22 protein-coding genes and 1 tRNA gene are annotated in these 22,773 nt (G+C 35.7%); 10 read left to right on the forward strand and 13 right to left on the reverse strand.

Annotated features, from left to right (window positions below):
• Nucleotides 1-18: 18 nt before the first annotated feature.
• On the forward strand, nt 19-1,209 hold the full coding sequence (locus FJQ98_RS25955; RefSeq protein WP_053595994.1) for a coenzyme F420-0:L-glutamate ligase: 1,191 nt from the start codon (nt 19-21) through the stop codon (nt 1,207-1,209).
• A 153-nt stretch (nt 1,210-1,362) separates the two neighbouring features.
• Here the strand turns inward: FJQ98_RS25955 and FJQ98_RS25960 are convergent.
• From FJQ98_RS25960 to FJQ98_RS25970, 3 genes are all read right to left on the reverse strand, one after another.
• Nucleotides 1,363-1,434: transfer RNA gene (locus FJQ98_RS25960), tRNA-Pro, on the reverse strand.
• Between the two features lie 87 nt (nt 1,435-1,521).
• Nucleotides 1,522-2,157, reverse strand: a complete 636-nt coding sequence (locus tag FJQ98_RS25965) for an RNA ligase family protein (RefSeq protein ID WP_053595993.1) — start codon at nt 2,155-2,157, stop codon at nt 1,522-1,524.
• 23 nt (nt 2,158-2,180) lie between these two features.
• Nucleotides 2,181-3,137: an AAA family ATPase gene (locus FJQ98_RS25970; RefSeq protein WP_053595992.1), complete on the reverse strand. Its 957-nt coding sequence runs from the start codon at nt 3,135-3,137 to the stop codon at nt 2,181-2,183.
• Between the two features lie 222 nt (nt 3,138-3,359).
• Here FJQ98_RS25970 and FJQ98_RS25975 point away from each other — a divergent pair, with 222 nt between their 5' ends.
• Nucleotides 3,360-3,725, forward strand: coding sequence for a hypothetical protein (locus FJQ98_RS25975; protein ID WP_158003070.1), 366 nt, complete (start codon nt 3,360-3,362; stop codon nt 3,723-3,725).
• Nucleotides 3,726-3,944: 219 nt separating this feature from the next.
• Nucleotides 3,945-6,251, forward strand: coding sequence for an RNA polymerase recycling motor HelD (gene helD / locus FJQ98_RS25980; protein WP_201406587.1), 2,307 nt, complete (start codon nt 3,945-3,947; stop codon nt 6,249-6,251).
• 175 nt (nt 6,252-6,426) lie between these two features.
• Here the strand turns inward: helD and FJQ98_RS25985 are convergent, their stop codons facing one another.
• The 5 genes from FJQ98_RS25985 to FJQ98_RS26005 form a co-directional block, all read right to left on the reverse strand.
• Nucleotides 6,427-7,182: an amino acid ABC transporter ATP-binding protein gene (locus FJQ98_RS25985; protein ID WP_053595988.1), complete on the reverse strand. Its 756-nt coding sequence runs from the start codon at nt 7,180-7,182 to the stop codon at nt 6,427-6,429.
• 13 nt (nt 7,183-7,195) lie between these two features.
• The gene (locus FJQ98_RS25990; protein WP_053595987.1) at nt 7,196-7,897 is read right to left on the reverse strand and encodes an amino acid ABC transporter permease; all 702 of its coding nucleotides are present in this window, start codon (nt 7,895-7,897) and stop codon (nt 7,196-7,198) included.
• A 12-nt stretch (nt 7,898-7,909) separates the two neighbouring features.
• On the reverse strand, nt 7,910-8,617 hold the full coding sequence (locus FJQ98_RS25995; RefSeq protein ID WP_053595986.1) for an amino acid ABC transporter permease: 708 nt from the start codon (nt 8,615-8,617) through the stop codon (nt 7,910-7,912).
• 238 nt (nt 8,618-8,855) lie between these two features.
• Nucleotides 8,856-9,725, reverse strand: a complete 870-nt coding sequence (locus FJQ98_RS26000; RefSeq protein WP_053595985.1) for a transporter substrate-binding domain-containing protein — start codon at nt 9,723-9,725, stop codon at nt 8,856-8,858.
• Between the two features lie 13 nt (nt 9,726-9,738).
• Nucleotides 9,739-10,902, reverse strand: coding sequence for an acyl-CoA dehydrogenase family protein (locus tag FJQ98_RS26005; RefSeq protein WP_053595984.1), 1,164 nt, complete (start codon nt 10,900-10,902; stop codon nt 9,739-9,741).
• Nucleotides 10,903-11,175: 273 nt separating this feature from the next.
• Between FJQ98_RS26005 and FJQ98_RS26010 the strand changes: the two genes are divergently transcribed.
• The gene (locus FJQ98_RS26010; protein ID WP_053595983.1) at nt 11,176-11,922 is read left to right on the forward strand and encodes a hypothetical protein; all 747 of its coding nucleotides are present in this window, start codon (nt 11,176-11,178) and stop codon (nt 11,920-11,922) included.
• 130 nt (nt 11,923-12,052) lie between these two features.
• Here the strand turns inward: FJQ98_RS26010 and FJQ98_RS26015 are convergent, their stop codons facing one another.
• Complete coding sequence (locus tag FJQ98_RS26015) at nt 12,053-12,427, reverse strand: VOC family protein (RefSeq protein ID WP_053595982.1); 375 nt, start codon at nt 12,425-12,427, stop codon at nt 12,053-12,055.
• Between the two features lie 208 nt (nt 12,428-12,635).
• Here FJQ98_RS26015 and FJQ98_RS26020 point away from each other — a divergent pair, with 208 nt between their 5' ends.
• On the forward strand, nt 12,636-14,585 hold the full coding sequence (locus FJQ98_RS26020; protein WP_053595981.1) for a methyl-accepting chemotaxis protein: 1,950 nt from the start codon (nt 12,636-12,638) through the stop codon (nt 14,583-14,585).
• A 58-nt stretch (nt 14,586-14,643) separates the two neighbouring features.
• Here FJQ98_RS26020 and FJQ98_RS26025 read toward each other — a convergent pair whose 3' ends face one another.
• Nucleotides 14,644-15,063 (reverse strand): VOC family protein, encoded by a 420-nt coding sequence (locus FJQ98_RS26025; protein WP_053595980.1) that lies wholly within the window; start codon nt 15,061-15,063, stop codon nt 14,644-14,646.
• A 413-nt stretch (nt 15,064-15,476) separates the two neighbouring features.
• On the opposite strand from FJQ98_RS26025, the gene guaC reads away from it, so the two are divergent.
• On the forward strand, nt 15,477-16,460 hold the full coding sequence (gene guaC / locus FJQ98_RS26030; RefSeq protein WP_053595979.1) for a GMP reductase: 984 nt from the start codon (nt 15,477-15,479) through the stop codon (nt 16,458-16,460).
• A 377-nt stretch (nt 16,461-16,837) separates the two neighbouring features.
• On the opposite strand, the gene FJQ98_RS26035 is transcribed toward guaC, so the two are convergent.
• The gene (locus tag FJQ98_RS26035; protein WP_053595978.1) at nt 16,838-17,062 is read right to left on the reverse strand and encodes a hypothetical protein; all 225 of its coding nucleotides are present in this window, start codon (nt 17,060-17,062) and stop codon (nt 16,838-16,840) included.
• A 251-nt stretch (nt 17,063-17,313) separates the two neighbouring features.
• On the opposite strand from FJQ98_RS26035, the gene psiE reads away from it, so the two are divergent.
• Nucleotides 17,314-17,769, forward strand: coding sequence for a phosphate-starvation-inducible protein PsiE (gene psiE / locus FJQ98_RS26040; RefSeq protein ID WP_053595977.1), 456 nt, complete (start codon nt 17,314-17,316; stop codon nt 17,767-17,769).
• Nucleotides 17,770-17,804: 35 nt separating this feature from the next.
• Here psiE and FJQ98_RS26045 read toward each other — a convergent pair whose 3' ends face one another.
• On the reverse strand, nt 17,805-19,061 hold the full coding sequence (locus FJQ98_RS26045) for a GNAT family N-acetyltransferase (RefSeq protein ID WP_201406588.1): 1,257 nt from the start codon (nt 19,059-19,061) through the stop codon (nt 17,805-17,807).
• A 149-nt stretch (nt 19,062-19,210) separates the two neighbouring features.
• On the opposite strand from FJQ98_RS26045, the gene FJQ98_RS26050 reads away from it, so the two are divergent.
• The 3 genes from FJQ98_RS26050 (at nt 19,211) to FJQ98_RS26060 (ending at nt 21,869) form a co-directional block, all read left to right on the forward strand.
• Nucleotides 19,211-19,558: a PadR family transcriptional regulator gene (locus FJQ98_RS26050; protein ID WP_053595975.1), complete on the forward strand. Its 348-nt coding sequence runs from the start codon at nt 19,211-19,213 to the stop codon at nt 19,556-19,558.
• On the forward strand, nt 19,545-20,552 hold the full coding sequence (locus FJQ98_RS26055; RefSeq protein WP_053595974.1) for an HAAS signaling domain-containing protein: 1,008 nt from the start codon (nt 19,545-19,547) through the stop codon (nt 20,550-20,552). The genes FJQ98_RS26050 and FJQ98_RS26055 overlap by 14 nt, the downstream gene beginning before the upstream one ends.
• A 180-nt stretch (nt 20,553-20,732) precedes the next feature.
• A complete protein-coding gene (locus FJQ98_RS26060; RefSeq protein WP_053595973.1) occupies nt 20,733-21,869 on the forward strand; it encodes a SpoIIE family protein phosphatase in 1,137 nt (378 codons plus the stop codon).
• Between the two features lie 70 nt (nt 21,870-21,939).
• On the opposite strand, the gene FJQ98_RS26065 is transcribed toward FJQ98_RS26060, so the two are convergent.
• Complete coding sequence (locus tag FJQ98_RS26065) at nt 21,940-22,764, reverse strand: CheR family methyltransferase (RefSeq protein ID WP_425492672.1); 825 nt, start codon at nt 22,762-22,764, stop codon at nt 21,940-21,942.
• Between the last annotated feature and the right edge of the window lie 9 nt (nt 22,765-22,773).

The following is a 22,773-nucleotide window of genomic DNA, read 5'->3' on the forward strand; positions in this document are numbered from 1 at the left end:
TAATGAGGAGAGATTATTTTGGAACGTGTAGTTGGTACAGTAGTAAGAGGTCTTCGTGGTCCAATTATTAATGAAGGCGATAATATTGAGCAAATCGTTGTTGATACGGCATTAAATGCAGCAAAGACTGAAGGCTATTCAATTGAGGATCGTGACATTGTCACAGTAACAGAATCCGTCGTAGCGCGTGCACAAGGTAACTATGCATCCATCGATGATATCGCAGCGGACGTAGCTGCTAAATTTGGTGACGATACTGTTGGTGTTATTTTCCCAATTCTAAGCCGTAATCGTTTCGCTAACTGCTTACGTGGTATTGCTAAAGGCGTGAAGAAAGTTGTTCTTATGCTAAGCTATCCATCTGATGAGGTTGGGAATCACCTAGTTGATATCGATGAGCTAGATGTAAAAGGTATTAATCCTTGGACAGATACTCTAACTGAGGTTGAATTCCGTGAGCATTTTGGCTACCAAAAACACACATTTACAGGTGTAGATTATATTGAATATTATAAAGAACTAATCGAAGCTGAAGGCGCTACTTGTGAAGTTATCTTTTCAAATAACCCAAAAACAATTTTAGACTATACGAAGAGTGTTTTAACTTGTGATATTCATACACGCTTACGTACAAAACGTATTTTAACGGCAAATGGTGCTGAAAAAGTATACAGTCTTGATAATATTTTAGCTGTATCTAATAACGGTTCTGGCTTTAATGCGGAATATGGTCTACTTGGTTCAAATAAAGCAACTGAAGATAGCGTAAAATTATTCCCACACACTTGCCAACCGATTGTTGATGGCATCCAAGCAAAAATCAAAGAAGCTACTGGTAAAACAGTTGAAGTAATGATTTACGGTGATGGTGCATTTAAAGATCCTGTAGGTAAAATTTGGGAGTTGGCTGACCCTGTTGTTTCTCCAGCTTACACTACTGGATTAGATGGCACGCCAAACGAAGTAAAACTAAAATACTTAGCAGATAATGATTTTGCGGAGCTTCGAGGCGAAGAATTAAAAGCAGCAATTTCTGAGTACATCCAAAACAAAGATGAAGATTTAACTGGTCAAATGGCTGCTCAAGGTACAACACCTCGTCGCTTAACAGACCTAATTGGTTCTCTTTCAGACTTAACTTCAGGTTCAGGTGACAAAGGAACACCAATGATTTATATTCAAGGTTATTTCGATAACTATACGAAATAAAAAGATAAAAAAATGAACTCCCATTTTCGTTTGGGAGTTCATTTTTTTAATAGTGGATCTGCTTAAATATCGACGCTATATCAAAAAAAGCTCCCTATCATTAAGGAACAAGCCCTTGTCACTACTGCCTTTTACGTTATAACCATTTATTTAGTGAGGATGACAGGAATCGAACCTGTAAATCCCTATCCTATAAGGGACATGCTGCCACTGCATTTTTCCTCATATACATTATGTATTATTAACCCCATTAAGAATTACATTTTTCTCAGTCCTTTTCTTTATAGTAGATTAAATCTTTTCAAATAAAACTTATTTCAGTTGATTAGGAATCAATTCTTCATTTAACCAATGTTCGCTTGTTCGAACATGATTCTGTCTAACAAATTTCCCTAGGTTATATTGAAAATCATCATAATGGAAGGCAGCCGCATTTCTAATAACATAACCTTCCTGCTCGCCCCCAAGGAGTGAATTTCCTGTAAAAGTCTTCTTTATTTTTTCTTCATCGAAAATGCCTCTATATAATACAGGTGCCGTTTCAACCCCTAGTTTAGCTGCATAGTCGACTGTTTCATCCCAGCTTAAACAAATATTTTTCTCATTCCAAATACTGAATAAATAAAAATAACTAGTTAACTCATTGTAGTAAATGGAATGTTTGGCATAAACATTTTCACCACATAATCTCCACTCTTCTGGAATTTGAAATGCAAATGTAGCATGAAACGTTTTTACCCAGTGCCTAGATGGATGATCTCCTGAACTTAAGCTTCTAGCATGCATATAGTTTCGATAAAGTGTTGTTCCTTCACCATCTAATTTTTCGGTTACAACAACCTCTTTTCCAATAAAATGATCAACATTTTTAGCAACCTTATCATCATGTGTATACCCTCTACTCCACGGCAAATGAAAGCTTCTTGGATATTTCATCAAATTGGTCATTAACTCACTTCCTTTGTTTACACTTATTTGGCAAATTGATCTGCTTCACGAAAGAAATAAAGCTTTGTTAATAAGTCACCATCTAATAAATGATAAATCTCACTTGATCCCTTATCGCCCCCGTATTGAATTAACATATGAAATTGTACTAACTTAACAACCTTTAAAACAAAGTCTTCTTCAAAGCCTAGCTCTAATAAAAAATGACAGACCATTTGAGCAGATACATTTTCATGTCCATAATATCCATATCTTTGTTGTAATTCTTTATATTTTTTACAAAATGGTTTGCCTACATCATGGAATAAAGCAGCTATTTGTAATGCTAGCTTGTCACTTTCCATATAGTATTCGTTCATATATTCATAAACAAAATACGTATGCTGGCAAAGTAAAAATTGATGGTATGGATTTTCTTGATTAAATTGATAAATCTCTTTAAATAGTTGGACTGATCTTAGCTTTTGAAAAAGCTCCTCATATGTGGGTTGACTTTGGATAAGGGAAATAAATTGATCTTTCGAGATTTCATACGGATTCGCTTCATGTACAATATGAACCTCTTCAAATCCTTCTCCCATTATCGGAAACTCTAAATTCTTTCTCATTTTTTCCATTATCACTAATGGAACTTTCCTCTTTCTTTGTTGATTTCTTGTTACACACAATGTGTAAGGTGTATCAAAATAATAGCATATGGCTTTCACATTACTAGGCAATTTACCTAGTGCAAATACTCTACGTTCCCGTTCAATATTTGTCGCATCGACAATAACGGATTGACCATTGGCCACACGTTCATTCAAACGTTCATACAAAACACGGAATACTATTCGTGATTGCTGCCTTGTAGCGTCACCAAATAACTCTTGACGTATGGCATCACTTGAAAGAATTAGCGCATTTTCGCGTTTTGCTAGCTCCTTAACAAACGTGCTCTTGCCACTTCCAGGTAGTCCAACTGTAAATATCACCTTCATTTTTTTCACCCCCTTTCAAGTGTCTATATCGTTTATAGATCCCTATTCTTTAGTAATCGATTAGCTTCTAATTTTCCTTATTGCATTATCAAAAATTAATCCTCGGCTTTACTTTAAAGTATGGAGATTAGTTTTTGAGGGTTAACATGATATAAGTTGGGTATGACATTTGTTACGTATACCATGTATATTAGTTGATTTCCGTTCCGACTGGGCGACTCCTTGGGGATCAGCGATAGAGGAACGAAGGCTAAGAGCATCACGTCCTGTGATAACGCCTTCGTGACCAACGTCGGTGCCGCTGCCGCTTCGCTTTCGCGCAAAAAACATCTGTTGGCCCAAGCGGCTCATCGGACGCCCCCAGGAAGCTTTGCTCTGCGCGAAAGCGGAGCGACAGCAACAATGGTTTATCTGTGCGAAAGCGAAGCGACAGCAACAATGGTTTATCTGTGCGAAAGCGAAGCGACAGCAACAATGGTTTATCTGTGCGAAAGCGGAGCGACAGCAACAATGGTTTATCTGTGCGAAAGCGGAGCGACAGCACCAAAGCGCCCAGTCGGAACGGAAATCAACCACACGTTATGGTGAAAAAGTCACATGCTTCAGAAGGGAAAATCAGGCTATAAAAAAAGACTGCTCCAACTTTGTGGAACAGCCTTTTGATCTCAAAACCGATTTTCCTTATAATTTTATTATAGCATAAATTTACAGAAATTACTAGACTATACTTCTTTCGCAACTAGCTGTATGATAAATGTCTCGATTCACAAGCCATACAAATTATTATGGAGAGGAATGTGAGTAACGTTGGAAAAGCAATATGAATGGACAGAAGAAAAACAGTATCTTGTTCTTTGTTTAAACACAGTTGGTCACAAAAAAGAGGCGTTGATACGAAAGGAAAAGGATTTTAGGGACAATGTTTTAACGTTAAAAAAACCTTTTTGGGACGACGTCAGAGTAAATTTAGATACGCCAGAGGATATAGACGAGACCTATTTTGCTATCAAACAACAAGCAGAGCTCTTATACGATTCCCAGCATGCTCAGCAACGTGTCATCAAGGATGTAAAAATTTATGACCGTTTACAGCAATCACCCTATTTTGCTCGTATTGATTTTTTACAGGATGGTCATAACGAACTTTTAAAGATTTATATCGGTGTCGCAACCTTAATGGATGAAGAGGATGAAAACATATTAATTTATGATTGGCGAGCCCCTATATCAAGTATGTATTATGATTACACGCCTGGTCCAGCTACTTATGAAACGTCAACTGAAGAAATTCAAGGTGAGATTCTTTTAAAACGGCAATTTATCATCAAGAACGGTCAATTACAATCCATGTTTAATACAGGTTTAACAATTGGTGATGATTTATTACTCGATATTCTCGCTCAAAATGCAAACGAACATATCCGTAGCATTGTAGCAACTATTCAAGCTGAGCAAAATAAAATCATTCGACATGTCAACACTCCTCATCTAATCGTAGAAGGTGTCGCGGGTAGTGGAAAAACGGCTGTTGCTCTCCAACGTGTTGCTTATTTGTTATATCATTATCGAGACCAAATTACCGCAGATCAAATTTTATTGATTACACCTAATCAGCTTTTTAACCAATATGTTCATACCGTTTTACCGGATTTAGGTGAAGATAATATGCAGCAATTAACCTTCTCCGAATATGCAACAAAACGTTTAGGTCGACAGTTCCAATTGGAATATCCTTATGAGCAATTGGAGTCACTTTTAACAGAGAAAGATGACTCACTCTATCAAACGAAGCTTACTATTATTTCTTTTAAAGCTAGCCTCCAATATCGAGAATTAATGGACAAATATATTAAGTACCTTGCAAATGAAGGTTTGCTGTTTAAAAATATTGTTTTTCGCGGAGAAAGAATTATTACAGCTCAAGAAATTGCTGAATACTTTTATTCATTCAATTCCACGATTCCCATCCCAAATCGACTGCAATTAGTGAAAGAATGGTTATTACAACAATTATCGAAAATTGAAAAAGCAGAACGGGCGAAAGAATGGGTAGAAGAAGCAAGTGAGCTTTTAGATATTGAAGAGTATACAAAAACCTATAGTGAACTTTTACATGAAGGGCGGTTTTCAGAAAACTCTTTTGATGATTTTGAGCAAGAGCGCAAGAAATTAGCTATCCAAATTGTCAAAAAACAGTTCAAGCCACTTCGTCAATCTGTAAAACAATTAAAGTTCGTTCATATGTTAGGCATTTATCGTCAAATGTTTGCAATGAACAATACTATTCATCAGCACTTACAGAACTTTTTACCCGAACATTGGGAAGAAATATGCCAACATACACACTCTCATTTAACAAAGCGTATTATTTCGTATGAAGATACTGCACCATTTTTATACTTACAGGACAAAATAGAAGGTCAACGAACAAATACGACGATTCGTCATGTTTTAATTGATGAAGCACAAGACTATTCTCCATTTCAGCTATTTGTATTACAACAATTATTCCCACGTGCACGTATGACTATATTGGGCGATGGACATCAAACCATCCATCCTCATACATTTAAAAACCCCTCACTGCTGACACCACAATTGTATGGTGAAAAAGCAGAAAAAATGATATTAACGAAAAGTTATCGCTCAACAAAACAAATTATTCATCTTACTTCGAAGATTTTACATGGGGATGCGAAAGTAGAAGCATTTAATCGAACTGGTCCCGAACCGACTATCACGATCGTTCCAAATGAAATAGATTTAATTGAACAGCTTGTCGAAAAAATTAATAGCTTGTCCCTAAATTTCGAAACAATTGCAGTCATCTGTAAAACAGAGCAAGAGTGTACGATGGTTTTTGATAAAATGAAGGACCAAGTAGATATTCAACTCATTACCCATAATACAAAACAATTTAAAAAAGGTATTTTACTGTTACCTACTTATATGGCAAAAGGAATTGAATTCGATGCTGTCTTGCTATACAATGCCTCCGCAGCTAATTATTCTAGGGAAACAGAACGTAATTATTTCTACACAGCTTGTACACGAGCTATGCACGAATTGCATATCTATTCCATTAACGAATTAACGCATTTTTTAAAGCTTTAACTTCTTTCAGGTATCCAAACACCCGCTGAAATAGAGGAACTCAGTCTAAGAACGCCACGTCCTGTGGCAACGACTGAGTGACCAACATCTTGTTGGCCTAAAGCCTCCGGCGGATGTCAAAAAAGAGAATCTGCATGCTTCAATTGAAAGCTTGCAAATTCTCTTCTTTTTATCTTTAAATGTAGTAAGTATAATCCTCAGGAATAACACGTTTTAAGAATTTCTTCGTGCGCTCCTCTTTCGGATTAACAAATATATCATGAGGGTTTCCTTCTTCTACAACGACACCGCCGTCCATAAAAATCACACGGTTTGCTACGTCCTTTGCAAAGCCCATTTCATGTGTGACAACAAGCATCGTTGTTCCCTCAGCTGCAATGTTTTTCATAACCTGAAGAACTTCTCCTACTAGCTCTGGATCAAGTGCAGAAGTTGGTTCATCAAATAAAATAATATCAGGATTTAATGCCACTGCTCGGGCAATACCAACTCGCTGTTGTTGACCTCCAGATAATTGACTTGGGTAGGAATCATACTTTTCTGATAAACCTACTTTATCAAGTGCCTTTTTACCAATTTCAATCGCTTCTGCCTTCGGAACTTTACGTCCTATAATAAGCCCCTCTGTCACATTTTCTAGCGCTGTTTTATTTGTGAAAAGATTATAGTTTTGGAATACAAATGCTACACGTTGACGAATGGAATGCACGTCCTTCTTCTTTACATCTTGAAAATCTACTTGAATATCTCCAAATGTCGCATGTCCTTGGTCGGCTTTTTCTAAAAAGTTAATGCAACGTAATAATGTTGTTTTTCCTGAGCCACTTGGACCTAAAATAACAACAACATCACCTTTATCAATGGCTAAATCAACACCCTTTAAAATTTCATTGTCACCAAATGATTTATGGATATTTTTAATGTCTAACATACTCGTTCACCCCTTAAGCTTTTGCCACTTTGAATTTGCTTAAATGTTTTTCATATCGTTTAAAAATGTATTCAACTGTGCTACATAAAATTAAGTACACAATGAAAATATCAATATATGCTTCTACGTAATTGTAGCCAACATTTGCAGCTACCTTAGCCTTTAATGTAATTTCAGGTAAGGACATTGCATAGCCTAAAGACGTCGCTTTAATGAGATTGACTGTAGCCGTACAAATATTTGGCATAGCTACTACTAAAGCTTGTGGAATAATAATACGGCGATAGGCTTGAATTGTTGATAAGCCTACTGCATGAGCAGCCTCTAGCTGACCTTTTTCAATCGTACTTAAAGCAGAACGAAATACCTCTATTAAAATGGCCGTTGTACTAAATGCGAAGACGATAAATGCATACCAAATCGGATTGATTTTATAAATATCATAGGCAATATTATATTTTTCAAAAATCATTTTAAGTAGTAATGGGATACTACTATAAATAATAAAGATTTGAATGATGATCGGTGTACCTCGGACAAAGGAGACATAAATTTTTGCTATATGGTGGATCACTGGGATTTTATTGACCCGTGTTAGTGCTAGTAGAAAGCCAAGTGGTAGAGCAACAAGCATAGCAACAATTGTCACAAGGAGTGCGATAGGTACACCTGATAATGCAACAAAAAATGTTTCAACTAAAAATTGATAATTCATGGTTACGCCTCCTTACGTTGTTTCTAATGTCTTTTTCCCCTTACCAAAGAACTTTTCTAGCATAGCGAAGAATTTTTCAATAATAATCGACAGCACCCAATAAACAATCGCTAAAGCAATATATATTTCTAATGCATGTGCATTAATATTACTTGCAATAATTAAATTTGCCTTTCCGACAATATCAATTAAGCCGATTGTATAAGCGAGCGCTCCTTCTTGTAATAACGCAATCATCCCATTCCCAAAGTTTGGTAATGCGATAACGAGTGCCTGTGGGAAAATAATACGTCGATAGGCCTGAAATGGCGTTAATCCCACACTAACAGCCGCTTCAAATTGCCCTCTATTAATGGCTAAATAGGCCGAACGAATAACCTCTGACATAATCGCTGCAAATTGTAAAGTGAACGTCACGACTACGAAAATGGCTGTATCGATTGAATGGAGATTTATGCCGAAGTTTTCCGCTAACGCTGGAACACCATAGTATACGAGAAATAATAAGACGATAGATGGTGTACAGCGCATAATCGTAGTATATAAATTCGCTAATGTTTGCAGTAATTTTATTGAACTTAGCTTGGCAGCCGCTAATAGTAAGCCAAATATTGTGCCTAGTACAATGGAAGATCCTGCAACTAAGAAGGTAACTTTTAAAAACGGCAATAATACAGGAATTGAGTTCCAAATGTATGATGCATCAAAATACTTCTCCATTTCCTCACCAACTTTTATATAAATATACAATAACAGGTGTGTTGATTAGCTATTTTTATTCACTAAAATTAATTCGAAGACGCTGATTTCCGTTACGGGCTACTTGCTTTGTTGCTGTCGCTTCTAATCAACACACTTGATACAATAGTTCTCTTTGTATGAATAAAGACTGCTGAGTATACTGACTCAACAGCCTTTTATCTGGTAACAGCCGCTAACGCTTGCTCTTTAAAAGAGATTAGCGATTCACAGTTTCTAACACTTCAAATAAATCTCGACCGTAAAACTTAGTGCTTAATTCATTTGTTTTCTTTTGTTCTTTTATTTGTGCTACAGCTTTATCGTAAGCATCTGCAAACTCTTGTTCCTTTTTATTGAACAACGGCCATGTTTTAATAACGTCAAATTCGTTGTAAATTACGTCATCCTTTAAATTATGATAGGGGCCATCTTCTGCTAAAACTTGTTGTTTAAATGGACCTTCAATCATGACACCGCCATCGACACGTTTTTCATTCACCCATTGCACGACATCAACAGTAAATGCATCTCCAGCCTGTAATTTCACTTTATTGTCTGGGTTGGCTTTATTATATTCATCAATAATTGTGTATTGCGCATTATTCGCAGCGATTGGTGCTAATGAATAACCTTTTTTCGCAAAGTCAGCTAATGTTTTTATATCTTCATCTTCTTTACGTAATACTAAACCAGCACTACTTAAGCCTAAAAATTCTTTAGGGAAAATAAACTTTTCTGTACGTTCTTGCGTAAAGAAGGCATTTTTTATTCCTACTTGATATTTCCCTTGCTCAACACCAATTAGTAAATCATCACTAGTTGTCCCTACAAATTCAAACTTATAGTCAGGTAACATCTCATCCACTAGCTTCATAACTTCCACATCGTAGCCTGTTGGATTACCATTATCATCTAGATAACTAATTGGCTTAGACGCCTGGTCAAATGCAACCTTCACTGTACGTACTTTCGCGCCATCCTCTGAATCTTTATCTGAAGCTTCACCTGAATTACAGCCCGCTAAAATAGCAAGTGAAGCCAACCCGATTGCTGCCAATTGAAAAATCTTTTTCTTTTGTTTAAACATATATCATTTCCCCTTATTCATTCGATTTTTGCAGTTCAATTGCGGTATTTGCCAATTTAATAATTGTCATATCATCCATCGGTGGATTATGAAGTCCTGCACGAACATTTCGATAATAGCGCTGCAATGGATTTGTTAATTGTAAGCTTTTTGCGCCTACTACACGCATTGCCTTATCGACGATTTCAATCGCCAAATTTGTGACCGTATGCTTCGCAACTGCCATTTCATTTGTTAAAAGCTCACGTCTAGCCGGGTCATCATAAGCCTCGGCAACTCCATACAGTACAAAGCGTGCTTGATATAGCTTCAATTCAATATCGCCTAGAAGTTGCTGTACATTTGGTAATGTACTAATTGGAGCATTCAAGCTATTAGGTTGATAATGATTGGCAAAATGCAGTGCATAATCACGAGCTGCCTGCGCAATACCTAAGTACGTTGCTGGGATATGTAGAATCCAACCATCTATCTTGCCACCACTTGGATGACTTGGTAATTCTACTAAATAATTTTTAGGGACAATTACATCCTTTAAAACTAGATCATGGCTACTTGTACCTCGCATTGCTGACATTTCCCAGTTTTCTTCAATTGAAAGCCCTTGGACATCTTTATGAATAAGGAAGAAGCCAATTTGATTTTTTTCCTCAATCCATGCTGATGTTAAAAAGTAATCTAGCACAGGAGAGGCTGTCGTAAAGATTTTACGCCCGTTTAAGAGCCAACCTTCTTCTATTGAAACAGCGTTTGTTCCTGGTCGCCCTCCACGTGTGGGGCTCCCAGTTGCTGCTTCACTCACGGCCCTATTTATAATTGCGCCATTTTTTATTTCTTGCGCAAATGTACTTAGTAAATCATCTACCCATAGCTTTTTCTCATATAGTTCACCTACAACACCTAATGTCCACCCTAGTGAGAGTGAAGCATTCTCGTCATAGCTTGCTAACGTTTCTTGAACGAGTACCATATCATAGACTGATAAACCTTCACCGCCATATTCTTTCGGTAAAGTTAGTTTTGGATAACCAATTTGCAAAAGTAATTTATGTGCTTCGAATGGAAAACGAGATTGTTCATCTACCTCTTTAGCCTCAGCCTTGATTGACTCAGAAATAGATGCTAGCTGCTCTAGCCAATACTGTTGTCGCTTTGTTTTAATAAATAAATCCTTCAAGTAAATCTCCTTCTTCCCAAATTATATAAAACATATATATTTACTAAGAATTAATATTGTAAAAAAATCTCTAACTACGTTTTAGTAGCGAGATTATAGTTGGTACTGAATTTTCTGATTCGTTGACATTTATGATACTTTTCACATTTGAAAATGTCAATGGGTTAATTATAAGTTTTTTTATAAGTTTTATCATCATTACTGATTCCTCTAATTTTTATTCACCAAGCAATATTTACAACATATGCTAAAACTAAAGAAAGAGGTGTATGTATGACCAATAATATGAATCCATCTTTAAATAATAATGCTATTTCACCTATGACCCCTCAGGTTATTCAGACGAAATTTGGAGATATTAATGGAGATGGTTTTCTTGAAACGGTTCTGTTGATGGGAACTAAAACTCCAGATAGCCCTTTGTGGAAAAACCTAACACTGGCTATTTTTTATGGACAAACACACCAATTTGAAAAAATAATGCTAAAACAAAGCGTCGGCTATAATCCAACTATATTTTTAGGTGACTTTACAGGTAATCATCTAGAAGATATTTTAGCTATTTCTGATACAGGAGGTAGTGGAGGTATTATCAACGGTGAAATATTCTCCTCAATAAACGGGAAAATGCGCTCAATTTTTGATGCAGAATCTTTTAATAATAAGCTAAAGTACACAGTTAATTATCAAAATCAATACAAAGTAGCTGTCCGTAGCATGAATCCTAAAAAGCAATATATTATCGATTTACAATACAAGGGACCTGATTATTTAGCGGAAATTTATCAGCAAGATGGTACACTGAAGCAGCCTATTGAAGGATGGGTTGACCCAATAAGTGGATTGTATCCAGTGGACTTTGAGCGTGACGGCATATATGAGATTTTAGCTTATCAAGCTATCGCAGGCAGATATCATGCAGATGGATTAGGTGATGTCGAAAATATTTTGAAATGGAATGGCAATGAATTTATAGTTGACCGTCAAACTGTGGGGATTTTCGGAGAGGATTTAAAATAAATAGCTATTTATATAGGATAAAAACAAGAATCTGCTCGATTTCCGCGTAAAACGATTGAAATCGAGCAGATTCCCATTTTAAATCCAGCTTACTTTTTCTGCTTATAGGACAACCATATAACTATATGGTTTATTTTTCTACTAATGCAAAATAATTATTTTCATGATCAGCAAAATTAAAAACTCTACCCATTGGCATCATTACTAAATCCCCTACTTTAACGCCCTTTGCTTGAAAATCTTGATATAGATTTTCTATATGATCGGCATAAAACATAATAGAAGGTGTCCCTAAATTTAATTCAGGCTGCATTTTTGCAATTATTTCTTTATTGTGTAGAACAAAAGTAGTTTGAGCTTCTTTAGTTGGAGCAATTTCAATCCAACGCATTCCTGCCTCTTCCTGGTCAGCAACTACAACAAATCCAACTTTTTCTGTCCAAAACTTTACGGCAGTCTCCTGATCATTTACATATAACATTACTTGTCCAATTTGTCGAATCATAAAAAATCCCTCCTTAACAACATTAGTATACATCTTATAGCACCTTTATATGTCATCTAACAAATATAGTTTTTAAAAATTTATTTAAATATTTATTATGAAAAAATAACCATGCTTAATACTATTTTTGATAAAATGGGCTAGACATCTATTATTTACCTTCAACGGAAAAGTATAGAACAATAATATAAGAGTGGGGATAACACAAGTGAAACAACTAAGTTTACGAAAAAAGCTCATCTATTCATTTTTAGCTATGCTTCTCATCCCAACATTGTTAATCGGCATCGTGTCCTATCAAAGTGCAGGGAAGCAAATTATAATCGAACAGCAAGCAAGCACGACTGAAAGTGTGCGCATGCTAAATACAAATATTACAAACACGATTAAGCCTAAAGTTGAGGACGTTCAATATTTTACTAAAAAGCTTAATCAATCCTATTTACAAGAAGATAAAGTTTCTGACCTTAAGTCGCTCTTACGCGAATATGCCAACATGCACCCAGAAGTCGAATTGATTTATATTGGAACAGCTGATGGAAAAATACTGGACGAGCCTGCTCAAGAATACCCCAGTGGGTTTGATCCAAGAACACGATCATGGTATACGCAAGGTTTAAATAACAAAGGTCAAGTAGCCATTACAGCACCTTATATTACACAAACTTCAGGTGACATTGTTATTACTATTACTCAAGCTTTACAAGACGGTTCCGGGGTTATCGGATTGGACCTCAATATTTCTAAACTGAGTGACATTACGAATGATATACATATTGGAGAAACAGGCTTTGCGTCACTTATAGATAGCAACAAAATATATATTGCCCAACCTGATAAGGAAAGTGGTACTGAGGCAACCGAAAGCTATATTGCAAAAATTTATGAAAAAGATAGTGGTACGATAATAGAAAAGGATCGTCAACTTCAATTTGTCACGAATAAGCTAACAGGTTGGAAGGTTGTTGGTACAATGTTTACGGCCGAGGCTACACAAGCTGCTGCTTCAACCTTTAATATCAACTTAATCATCATTGTTGTTTCCATTACTGTCGGCATTATTTTTATGCTTTTCATGATTAAATCTATCGTCAATCCTATTAATCGACTGAAGGAGAACGCTCTAAAAATTAGTGAAGGTGATCTGACAGCGTTTATCGATATTCATTCAAAAGATGAAATTGGACAGCTTAGTGAAGCATTTGTATCAATGAAAGTTAGCTTAAAAAATCTTATTCGTAACGTCGATCAAGGCTCTAAACACGTACAAACCTCGGCGCAAGGATTATCTGCAAATGCAGAGCAAAATATTGCCGCTTCAGAACAGGTTACTCAAGCAATGCAACAAGTGGCTATCAGTGCTGAAAAACAAACAACCGGAATTGACCAAAATACTATTTCTATTGAGGAAATTGCCAAAGGTATCGTTGAAGTTGCTGATAGTTCAATGCAAGTTTCAGACCTTTCTAGTCAAGCAATTCAACTAGCAGAAGAAGGTGGTAAATCTGTAGATAGAACAGTTAAACAAATGATTTCCATCAACGAATCTGTTACACAATCAGACATTATGATTAAATCTCTCTATGACCGAACAAAAGAGATTGGATCAATTTTAGAAATGATTAGTGCTATTTCCGACCAAACAAACCTACTTGCACTCAATGCCGCTATTGAGGCAGCACGAGCTGGAGAACACGGGAAAGGTTTTGCAGTAGTTGCCGATGAGGTACGAACATTAGCTGAACAATCACATCAATCAGCAGAGCAAATTACTGCACTCATTACTGGAATTCAGCAAGATACTGCTAAATCCGTTCAAACAATGATAAAAGCTTCATCGGACGTCCAAGAAGGTTTACAACTGTCAGAGGATGCAAGCGAAAAATTCGAGAGTATTGTAGAAAGTTTACGTAATATTGCTCCGAAAATGGAAGATATCTCAGCGTCTGCTCAGGAGATGTCAGCGGTAGTCGAAGAAGTTTCTGCAACTGCTATCGAGCTAACAGATCATGCTAAATTAAATGCAGCAGCGTCAGAGGAAGTTGCCGCTTCAACTGAGCAAACATTGTCCTCTATGCAGGAAATGGCTATAGCTGCAAAATCACTACTTGATCTATCTGATGAATTACAAACCTATGTAGATCGTTTTAAATACTAAAAAGAAAGCACGATGTTCAGGGTCTTCTCCCCTTTCATCGTGCTTTTCAATATGAACTTTATTTATTTTCCTCATAACTAAATTGCCACTCAATACCAAACTTATCAGTAAGTGAGCCGTAACATTTACTCCAAAATGTTTCTTGCAGCTCCATACTAACCTTGCCACCATCCTTAAGGCCATCAAAAGCTTTTCGCATCTGATCCTCATCGTCTGAGACAACGGCTAATGTTACATTGTTTCCGATCGTGAATGGGTTGCCCGGAAATGTATCTGAGAACATTACGGTGCTACCAAAAATCGAAAGTCGCGTATGCATTATAAGATCTTTTGCTTCCTCTGGTAATTGATAACTTGGATCCTGTGGTGAATCGCCAAATGTCATAATTTCAGGCTTGTTCGTATTAAAAACTTTCTCATAAAAAGATACAGCCTCTCGACAATTTCCATTAAAAATTAAGTACACCTCTACTGCCATTTCCAACACTCCTTTGTCATTTTTCGAAACAATTCTATTGTACATGGATAACAAATAATTATACAAATTTTAGATGAGCCGACTTAAAGTTACTTTCAAAAATCATTATTCTACAAAAATTGCGAGATTTTTTAGTACAATCGTTTTTTAACAATACGTTTTAATCTTATCGTTTATCCATTTATCCTTATGGCTCGTGTAATTTCCGTTTTCTCCTGCGAATTTCCCCCCTCATTAACTGCCCGTGAAAGCCAGCTTGGTGAAGACTAATAATCAGTGATGATGAAAAAACCCCCACTGATTAAAATTTCACTTTATTTATTTGACATTTACTCAAAAATCATGTAAATTACCAAATGACGAACAATTTAAAATAAATCTTAAAAAATATTCGTATTTTAGGAGTGGATATAATGGATAACGTATTTGACTATGAAGATATTCAACTAATTCCCGCAAAATGTATTGTAGAAAGTCGTTCTGAATGTGATACTTCTGTTACTTTAGGTGGTCATACATTCAAACTTCCTGTTGTTCCGGCAAACATGCAAACAATTATCGACGAAAGTCTTGCTGTGAAGCTTGCTGAAAACGGTTACTTTTATATCATGCACCGTTTTAATCCCGAGACACGTATCGATTTCATCAAAGATATGCAAGGTCGTGGCTTAATCGCATCAATTAGTGTTGGTGTGAAAAATGAGGAATATTCTTTTATAGAAGAATTAGCAGCTGCTAATTTAGTGCCTGATTTTATGACAATCGATATTGCACATGGTCATTCAAATGCTGTCATTCGTATGATTCAACATATTAAAAAACATCTACCAACTAGCTTTGTGATTGCTGGTAATGTGGGCACACCTGAAGCAGTACGTGAACTTGAAAATGCTGGTGCAGATGCAACAAAAGTTGGTATTGGACCAGGTAAAGTATGTATTACTAAAATCAAAACTGGTTTTGGTACAGGTGGTTGGCAGCTAGCTGCACTACGCTGGTGTGCAAAAGCTGCAACGAAGCCAATTATTGCTGATGGCGGTATTCGTACACATGGTGATATTGCAAAATCTGTTCGCTTTGGTGCTTCAATGGTGATGATTGGATCATTATTTGCAGGTCACGAAGAGTCACCTGGCGAAACAATCGAAATCGACGGTAAAACTGTGAAGGAATACTTCGGATCTGCTTCTGAATTCCAAAAAGGCGAACGTAAAAATGTTGAAGGTAAAAAGATGTATGTTGAACATAAGGGCAGCGTCAAAGATACTTTAATTGAAATGCAGCAAGATCTTCAATCATCTATTTCCTATGCAGGTGGCAATAAACTAGATGCCATTCGAAATGTAGATTATGTAATTGTGAAAAACTCTATTTTTAATGGCGATAAAGTATATTAAAAACTAAGAAAACCCAAACAAGAATGGATGGCAGATTCTTGTTTGGGTTTTATTTAATGGATTCCGTTTTTCTACTGGCAATTTGGGTTGCTCTATAGGGGTAAGTACCGAGTGTGAATCTTGGCTGGGCAGGCTTCGGACTACCCGAGCAGTTTTGGCTACACCCATCACTTCTTCATGCTACCTGATCAGTTTTGCCGCTTACCCAATCACTTCTTCACGCTACCTGATCAGTTTTGGCGCTCACCCGATCACTTCTTCGGGCTACCTGATCAGTTTTAGCGCTCACACCCATCACTTCTTCAGGCTACCCGAGCATGCCCCTTTTTCAGCAAAAGAAAAAATGCTACCGATTACGTGTAGCATTTTCCTTAAGATTATAGTTTGTTAATAACAGCGTGGATCGTTTCTTTTAATTCTGCATCATGATCAGAAAGGTCTACAAGGTTTGCTACACGCTCACGTAATACTGGACGTTCAATTACAAGCTTTTCATCAAGTACTTGTACCAGTAACTCGATAACAAGACGATCACGTACGTTTAATGCTTCTTCTAAACGCTCTGGTGTAATTTTTGCATCTGTTTTTGCTGCTTTAGCCATTTTAAAAACCCCTTTTAAATTTTATATTCATGCACATCTATTTTAGCATACAGCTAATTTATTTTGAAAACTTTCTTTCATGAATATATACCAAAACTTTACAAAATAGTACTTAGACATTTACGATAAAATGTTATATTCAAATCATAAAACGATGACGCTCAACCATATGATTATTTTACAACTGCATGTTCGCTTTCTATTTAGTTTTTCTTGTTCACTCAGGACAGTTGCAAGATTGGAGGAATTCGATGAACCAAAAGAACTCAGCTTATTTACATTTAATAAAGGCCGTACCGAAATCTTTACAGTTGTTTCTAAATGTTTGCCTTGTTCTTCTAGCGCTCATTTTATCCTTCTTGCTTCTCAAAGAACTCATCCAATTCCTTAAAATTTTAATATTCAACAATGATGGCGGTGACTATAAGCTTTTCCTTGCTAATATTCTTATTTTCTTCTTGTACTTTGAATTTATCACTATGATTATTAAATATTTTAAAGAGGATTATCATTTTCCACTAAGGTACTTTATATATATAGGGATTACGGCCATGATTCGATTAATTATCGTAGAGCATGACCATCCCATCAACACCTTAATTTATTCACTTATTATTTTAATATTAATTATAAGCTATTTTATTATTAATATTACGCCACTGGAACGACCTGTTAGCTCATCACTCTTTAAGAAAAAAGAACAATAGCTTCATACTGTAGGAATGCCTAATTCTTGGCTTCCCTAAAATGCTGTAATGCACGTTGGTTTATCAAGGACGAAGAAGAGCTGATGCAGCACCTGTACATATTGTTCATCACTAATCTTCACCATGCTAAGCATAAATAACTCTTGCACTGTCACAACTCCCATGACAAGAGAAGAAAGCTCTGCGATATTTATTACCATTTCCACATCATAGTTATTACTGTCTAAAATTTTTATATTACCATCGATAGCCTCGATAACGATTTGTTGATTATTCTCTGATAGTAACGAATCGTTAACCGTAAGCTTAAATGTTAACGTTTGACCATTAAAATTACGCGTTGTTAACTCCTTAAAAAAACCTCTAACATTGATAATACGATACATTAAGCCAACACCTGAAATAGCACTTGCATGGTAGACACTTGGGATTAGATGATCTGTTCCATTTCGTACATCACCTAAAAAGAAGTGAATATTTTCTTCCTGTGTGTTCCATTCAATACGATTTACTTGATCCGCTTGACTATTTAAAAATGCACTGAACTCTAATAAAGCCTCTGGTGTCTCATAGATCCATTCTTTAATGACTAGATTATTAAGTAAAAAATTCGTTTCACTTTGCTTAATAAAGGAAAATACCATATAACCTTGTATCATATCTTCCTCTTCAACAGCAATAATATAGTTTTGCGGGTTTTTAAAAATTGATGAAAGCTCCGATTCGGTTTTCGTTAACATACCATGCTTTTTCGCCGCAACTCTTTTATAACAATCTGCTATCTTATGCTGATCCTGTGCTGTTAAATATGTAAGATGTTTTTTTGTTGGCCCTTTCGGAAAGCTTGATGGTTCCACTAAATATTGATGCATTTTCGGTCCATATCCAAAGCCCATTTTTTTATAAAAGTCAGGTCTAAACGGATATAAAGCAACAAAGTGAACATTTTTTTCTAAAAAATTTTTAAAAAAATAATCTATTAATTCTTTGGCAACCTTCTCTTTTTTATGAAGTAAATCAACTGCGACTAAGCCGACTCCACCGATTGGAATCAGTTTAGAGAAGAGGTTCATTTCAAAATCATGGAGTCGCATACCACCAACTAATTTGTTATCTTCCCATAACCCATAATAATGAATGGATGCATCCTTCTTTTGATTATGCATAAAAAGTGCCTTTAGCTGCTCTTTTGTTGGCTGTAAACCACCCATCCTTCCTGGATAAGCACCAACCACAATATCAACAAAATGTATAAAATCTTCTTCCCTCATTAATTTTTCAACAACTCTCATATCCATCCCCCATCCTTTACAGTTTATTGTAAGGCAGACTTTCATTTTATAAATTTTTTCACATTAATTTCAGTTCTTGATAATAACATATATTACCACATAACAAATAATACTGTATGATTACAGTATTAGAACCCGAGGTGATAAAGGTGAGCTCCTTATTAGATGTATTCACAAAGGAATTACGAGGTGGAGCATTAATGCTTGCTGTTTTAAGTCAACTGCGTACACCACAGAATAGCTATTCCCTTATTCATCGTCTCGAGCAGGTTGGAATTAACATTGAACTAAGTACATTATTCTCGTTACTTCGTCGACTAGAGCATCAGGAAGTGATTACAAGTAGCTGGGATACACCCAAAGGTAAAGCTCGAAAATATTATGTGTTGAGCACATATGGCTCGAATTTTTATGAACAATTCAAAACGGAATGGGCAGCTATGGACTTAGGACTGCATGAATTATTGAAGGGAGAAGGAAAGAATGAATCTGATTGATGTATATATTCATGAAGTAACTAAAAGGATAAGCAAAAATAAACGTGATGATATCGGTCTAGAACTAAAATCCACTATTGAAGATATGTTACCTGAAGATTATTCAGAATCAGATATAAAGGAAGTGCTTAAAAAGCTAGGGAATCCTGTAGAAGTTGCAGCAAGCTATCAAGACACACCACGGTTTTTAATTGGTCCACAAGTGTTTAATACTTATATTAGAACAATAAAATTAGTTGTTCCTTGGGCGATCTTTATTACAGTTGTTGTACAGATGATTGAAAGTATTGTGCTTTATAGCGGAGAAGGTGCACTTCTGTCTGTGATGATCAAAACTATTTCTATAACCATCGCTAATATTATTTCGGTGATTGTAAACGTACTGTTCTGGATTACAGTTGCTTTTATTGTAATTGATAGATCTGGCGGGAATAATATTCGAATCCCCTTTATAAAAGACCATCCAGAATGGACACCTGATGATTTAGCAAAAGTTAAAATAATCCCTAAAGAAAAAACTATTTCACTTAATGATAGTATTTTTAGCCTCTTAGGTATTGTTATTTTTTCCTTTGTCTATTTTAATGCTAATCACCTTTTAGGAATCTATACTTCTCACAATAAAGGCGGCTTGAAATTTGTTATGCCTATATTTAATCAGGATGTCTTACTCTCCTTTGCACCGATTATTTTAATTTGTATCGTTTTAAGTGTAGCTTTAACATTATGGAAATGGAAGGCTGGCCAATGGACAATGTTAATTGCCGTAGCTAATGCTCTTCTTCAATGTACAGGAGTCATTGTTTTTATCCTCATGGCTATTCACCCTGATCTCATACACAGTCCTGCTGTACCTTATATCGCTGCGATTACGGAAACGACCTCTGCTAAGATTTTATTTGCTGTAGATCGAATATTATTAGTAAGCATCGCTATTGCCATCATCGCAAATGCATTTGATATTTATGGTGGCTTTAAAAAGGCTAGAATTTGAAAAGAAATATAAGTTTTGAGAGCTGACTCTTTCTTGTTGGCTCTTTACTTATTCATATATTTATCGACCAACTAGGATACTCCTTAAAATACCGTTATTCCCTAATGTTTTGTATAATAATAAAGTTAATACATTCATATATAATCTGCACTAATTCACACAGAATAAGGGGAAATAATTATGACCATTCTTCTTGTAGATGACAATCAAGTCAATCTATTTGTAATCGATAAAATATTAAAAAATGCAGGTTATGATAACTGTGTTTCACTAACATCTGCCTATGAACTTTTTGATTATTTACAGTTAGATGCACCAAATTCAACAGGAAATTCAGTGGATTTAATTTTATTAGATATTATGATGCCTGAAATAGATGGTATTGAGGCTTGTAAGCGTATTAAACAAAATGAACGGTTTAAAGATATCCAAGTTATCTTTGTCACAGCTCTAGAAGATAAAAACACGCTCGCTAAAGCACTTGATATCGGTGGGGTAGATTATATTACGAAGCCCATTAATAAAACCGAGCTTCTTGCTAGAATTCGGGTTGCATTACGATTGAAAGCAGAATTAGATTGGCATACACAGCAAGAAAAGAAAATACAATACGAATTAGATTTAGCCACACACGTACAAAGAAGCCTTTTGAGCGCCCCTTTAAATGAGGCTACTATTCAAATAGAGGTCTCTTATCTTCCTTCTTCTAATTTAGCAGGGGATATGTATTATTGGCATAAAATAAATGATCATCGATATGCTATCATTTTGCTTGATATGATGGGACATGGTATCCCTGCAGCACTTGTTTGTATGTTTATCTCCTCTGTCCTACGAGAAGCTGTTAAACAATTAGAAGATCCTGAATTAGTTATAAAAGAGTTAAACCGTTATATGACACTTTTACGAAATGGAAAAGAGGACAATCTTTTTTATTTCACAGCTATTTATTTAGTGATAGATACAGAACAAAAAACCATTGAATATGTGAACGCTGGTCATCCTTCTGGCTATGCTCTAGTTGACGAAAAGACGCTCGTACATTTAAATCAAGGAAGCTGTGCAGTCGGCTTTTTCGATGAGATCAACGTACAAAAGCAATTCATTCAATACAATGAGGACGTACAAATTATTTTATATACGGATGGTGTGTTAGAGGCAATGGGACCATGTGAGATGGAATCCGAGAAGCATTTACAAACACTAATATCTACGAAATGGGATCATTCTCGACGTCTGATTGACCATTTACTGCCTATGGAGAAACAAGGGAATCAACCAGATGATATGTGTGTATTAATGATACAGGCACGTTAAACTACATAAAAAGTGACTGTTGCCTAAGTCTCTACTGTGGAGAAACTTGGACAACAGCCTATTTCTTATCTTACTTTATCTTCTGATATATTTTTTCATTGCCTACGATTTCTTTATATTTTGAAATAATATCTTCAAATCGTAGTATCTCTTTATCTCCTAAGCATAAAAATCCATTATTACTTAGGCTTTCGGAAAACAAATGATGAACCTGGTTTTGTAACTCAGGTGAAAAATAAATTAAAACATTTCGACACATAATGACATGAAATTCATTAAATGATTGATCTGTTACTAAATTATGCTGTGCAAATATAATGTTTTTTAACAGTGCGGGATGGAAATAAGCATATTGATCATCTGTTTTATAGTATTCAGAAAAAGCATGGCTACCGCCTGCAAGCATATAGTTTTTCGTATATGCCTGCATTTTGTTAATCGGAAATACTCCTTTTTTTGCCTTTTCCAATACTTGTTCGTTCATATCCGTAGCGTAAATAACTGCTTTATCCATTAACCCTTCTTCCTGGAGCAAAATTGCCATGGAGTATACTTCCTCACCCGTGGCACATCCTGCATGCCATATCCGAATTTCAGGGTAATCTCTTAAAGAAGGTACAACCTCTTCGCGAAAAGCCTTAAAAAAGCTAGGGTTACGGAACATTTCAGTAACATTTATAGAAAAATCATTCAATAGTTGCTCTAAAAACTCATTTTCGTGTATTACTTTTTCAAGTACACGAGAAATGGTTGGAATATTACTCATCCTCATCCTACTATAAATCCTTCTTAATATAGAAGAACGATTATATTGTCGAAAATCAAATCCTGATAAACGATAAATAGCCTCAAGTAATAAATCAATTTCTAAATCTGTATGCTTTTTTTGCTGCAAAGGAAATCG

It is taken from the genome of Lysinibacillus agricola, assembly GCF_016638705.1.
Taxonomy (GTDB): Bacteria; Bacillota; Bacilli; order Bacillales_A; family Planococcaceae; genus Lysinibacillus; species Lysinibacillus agricola.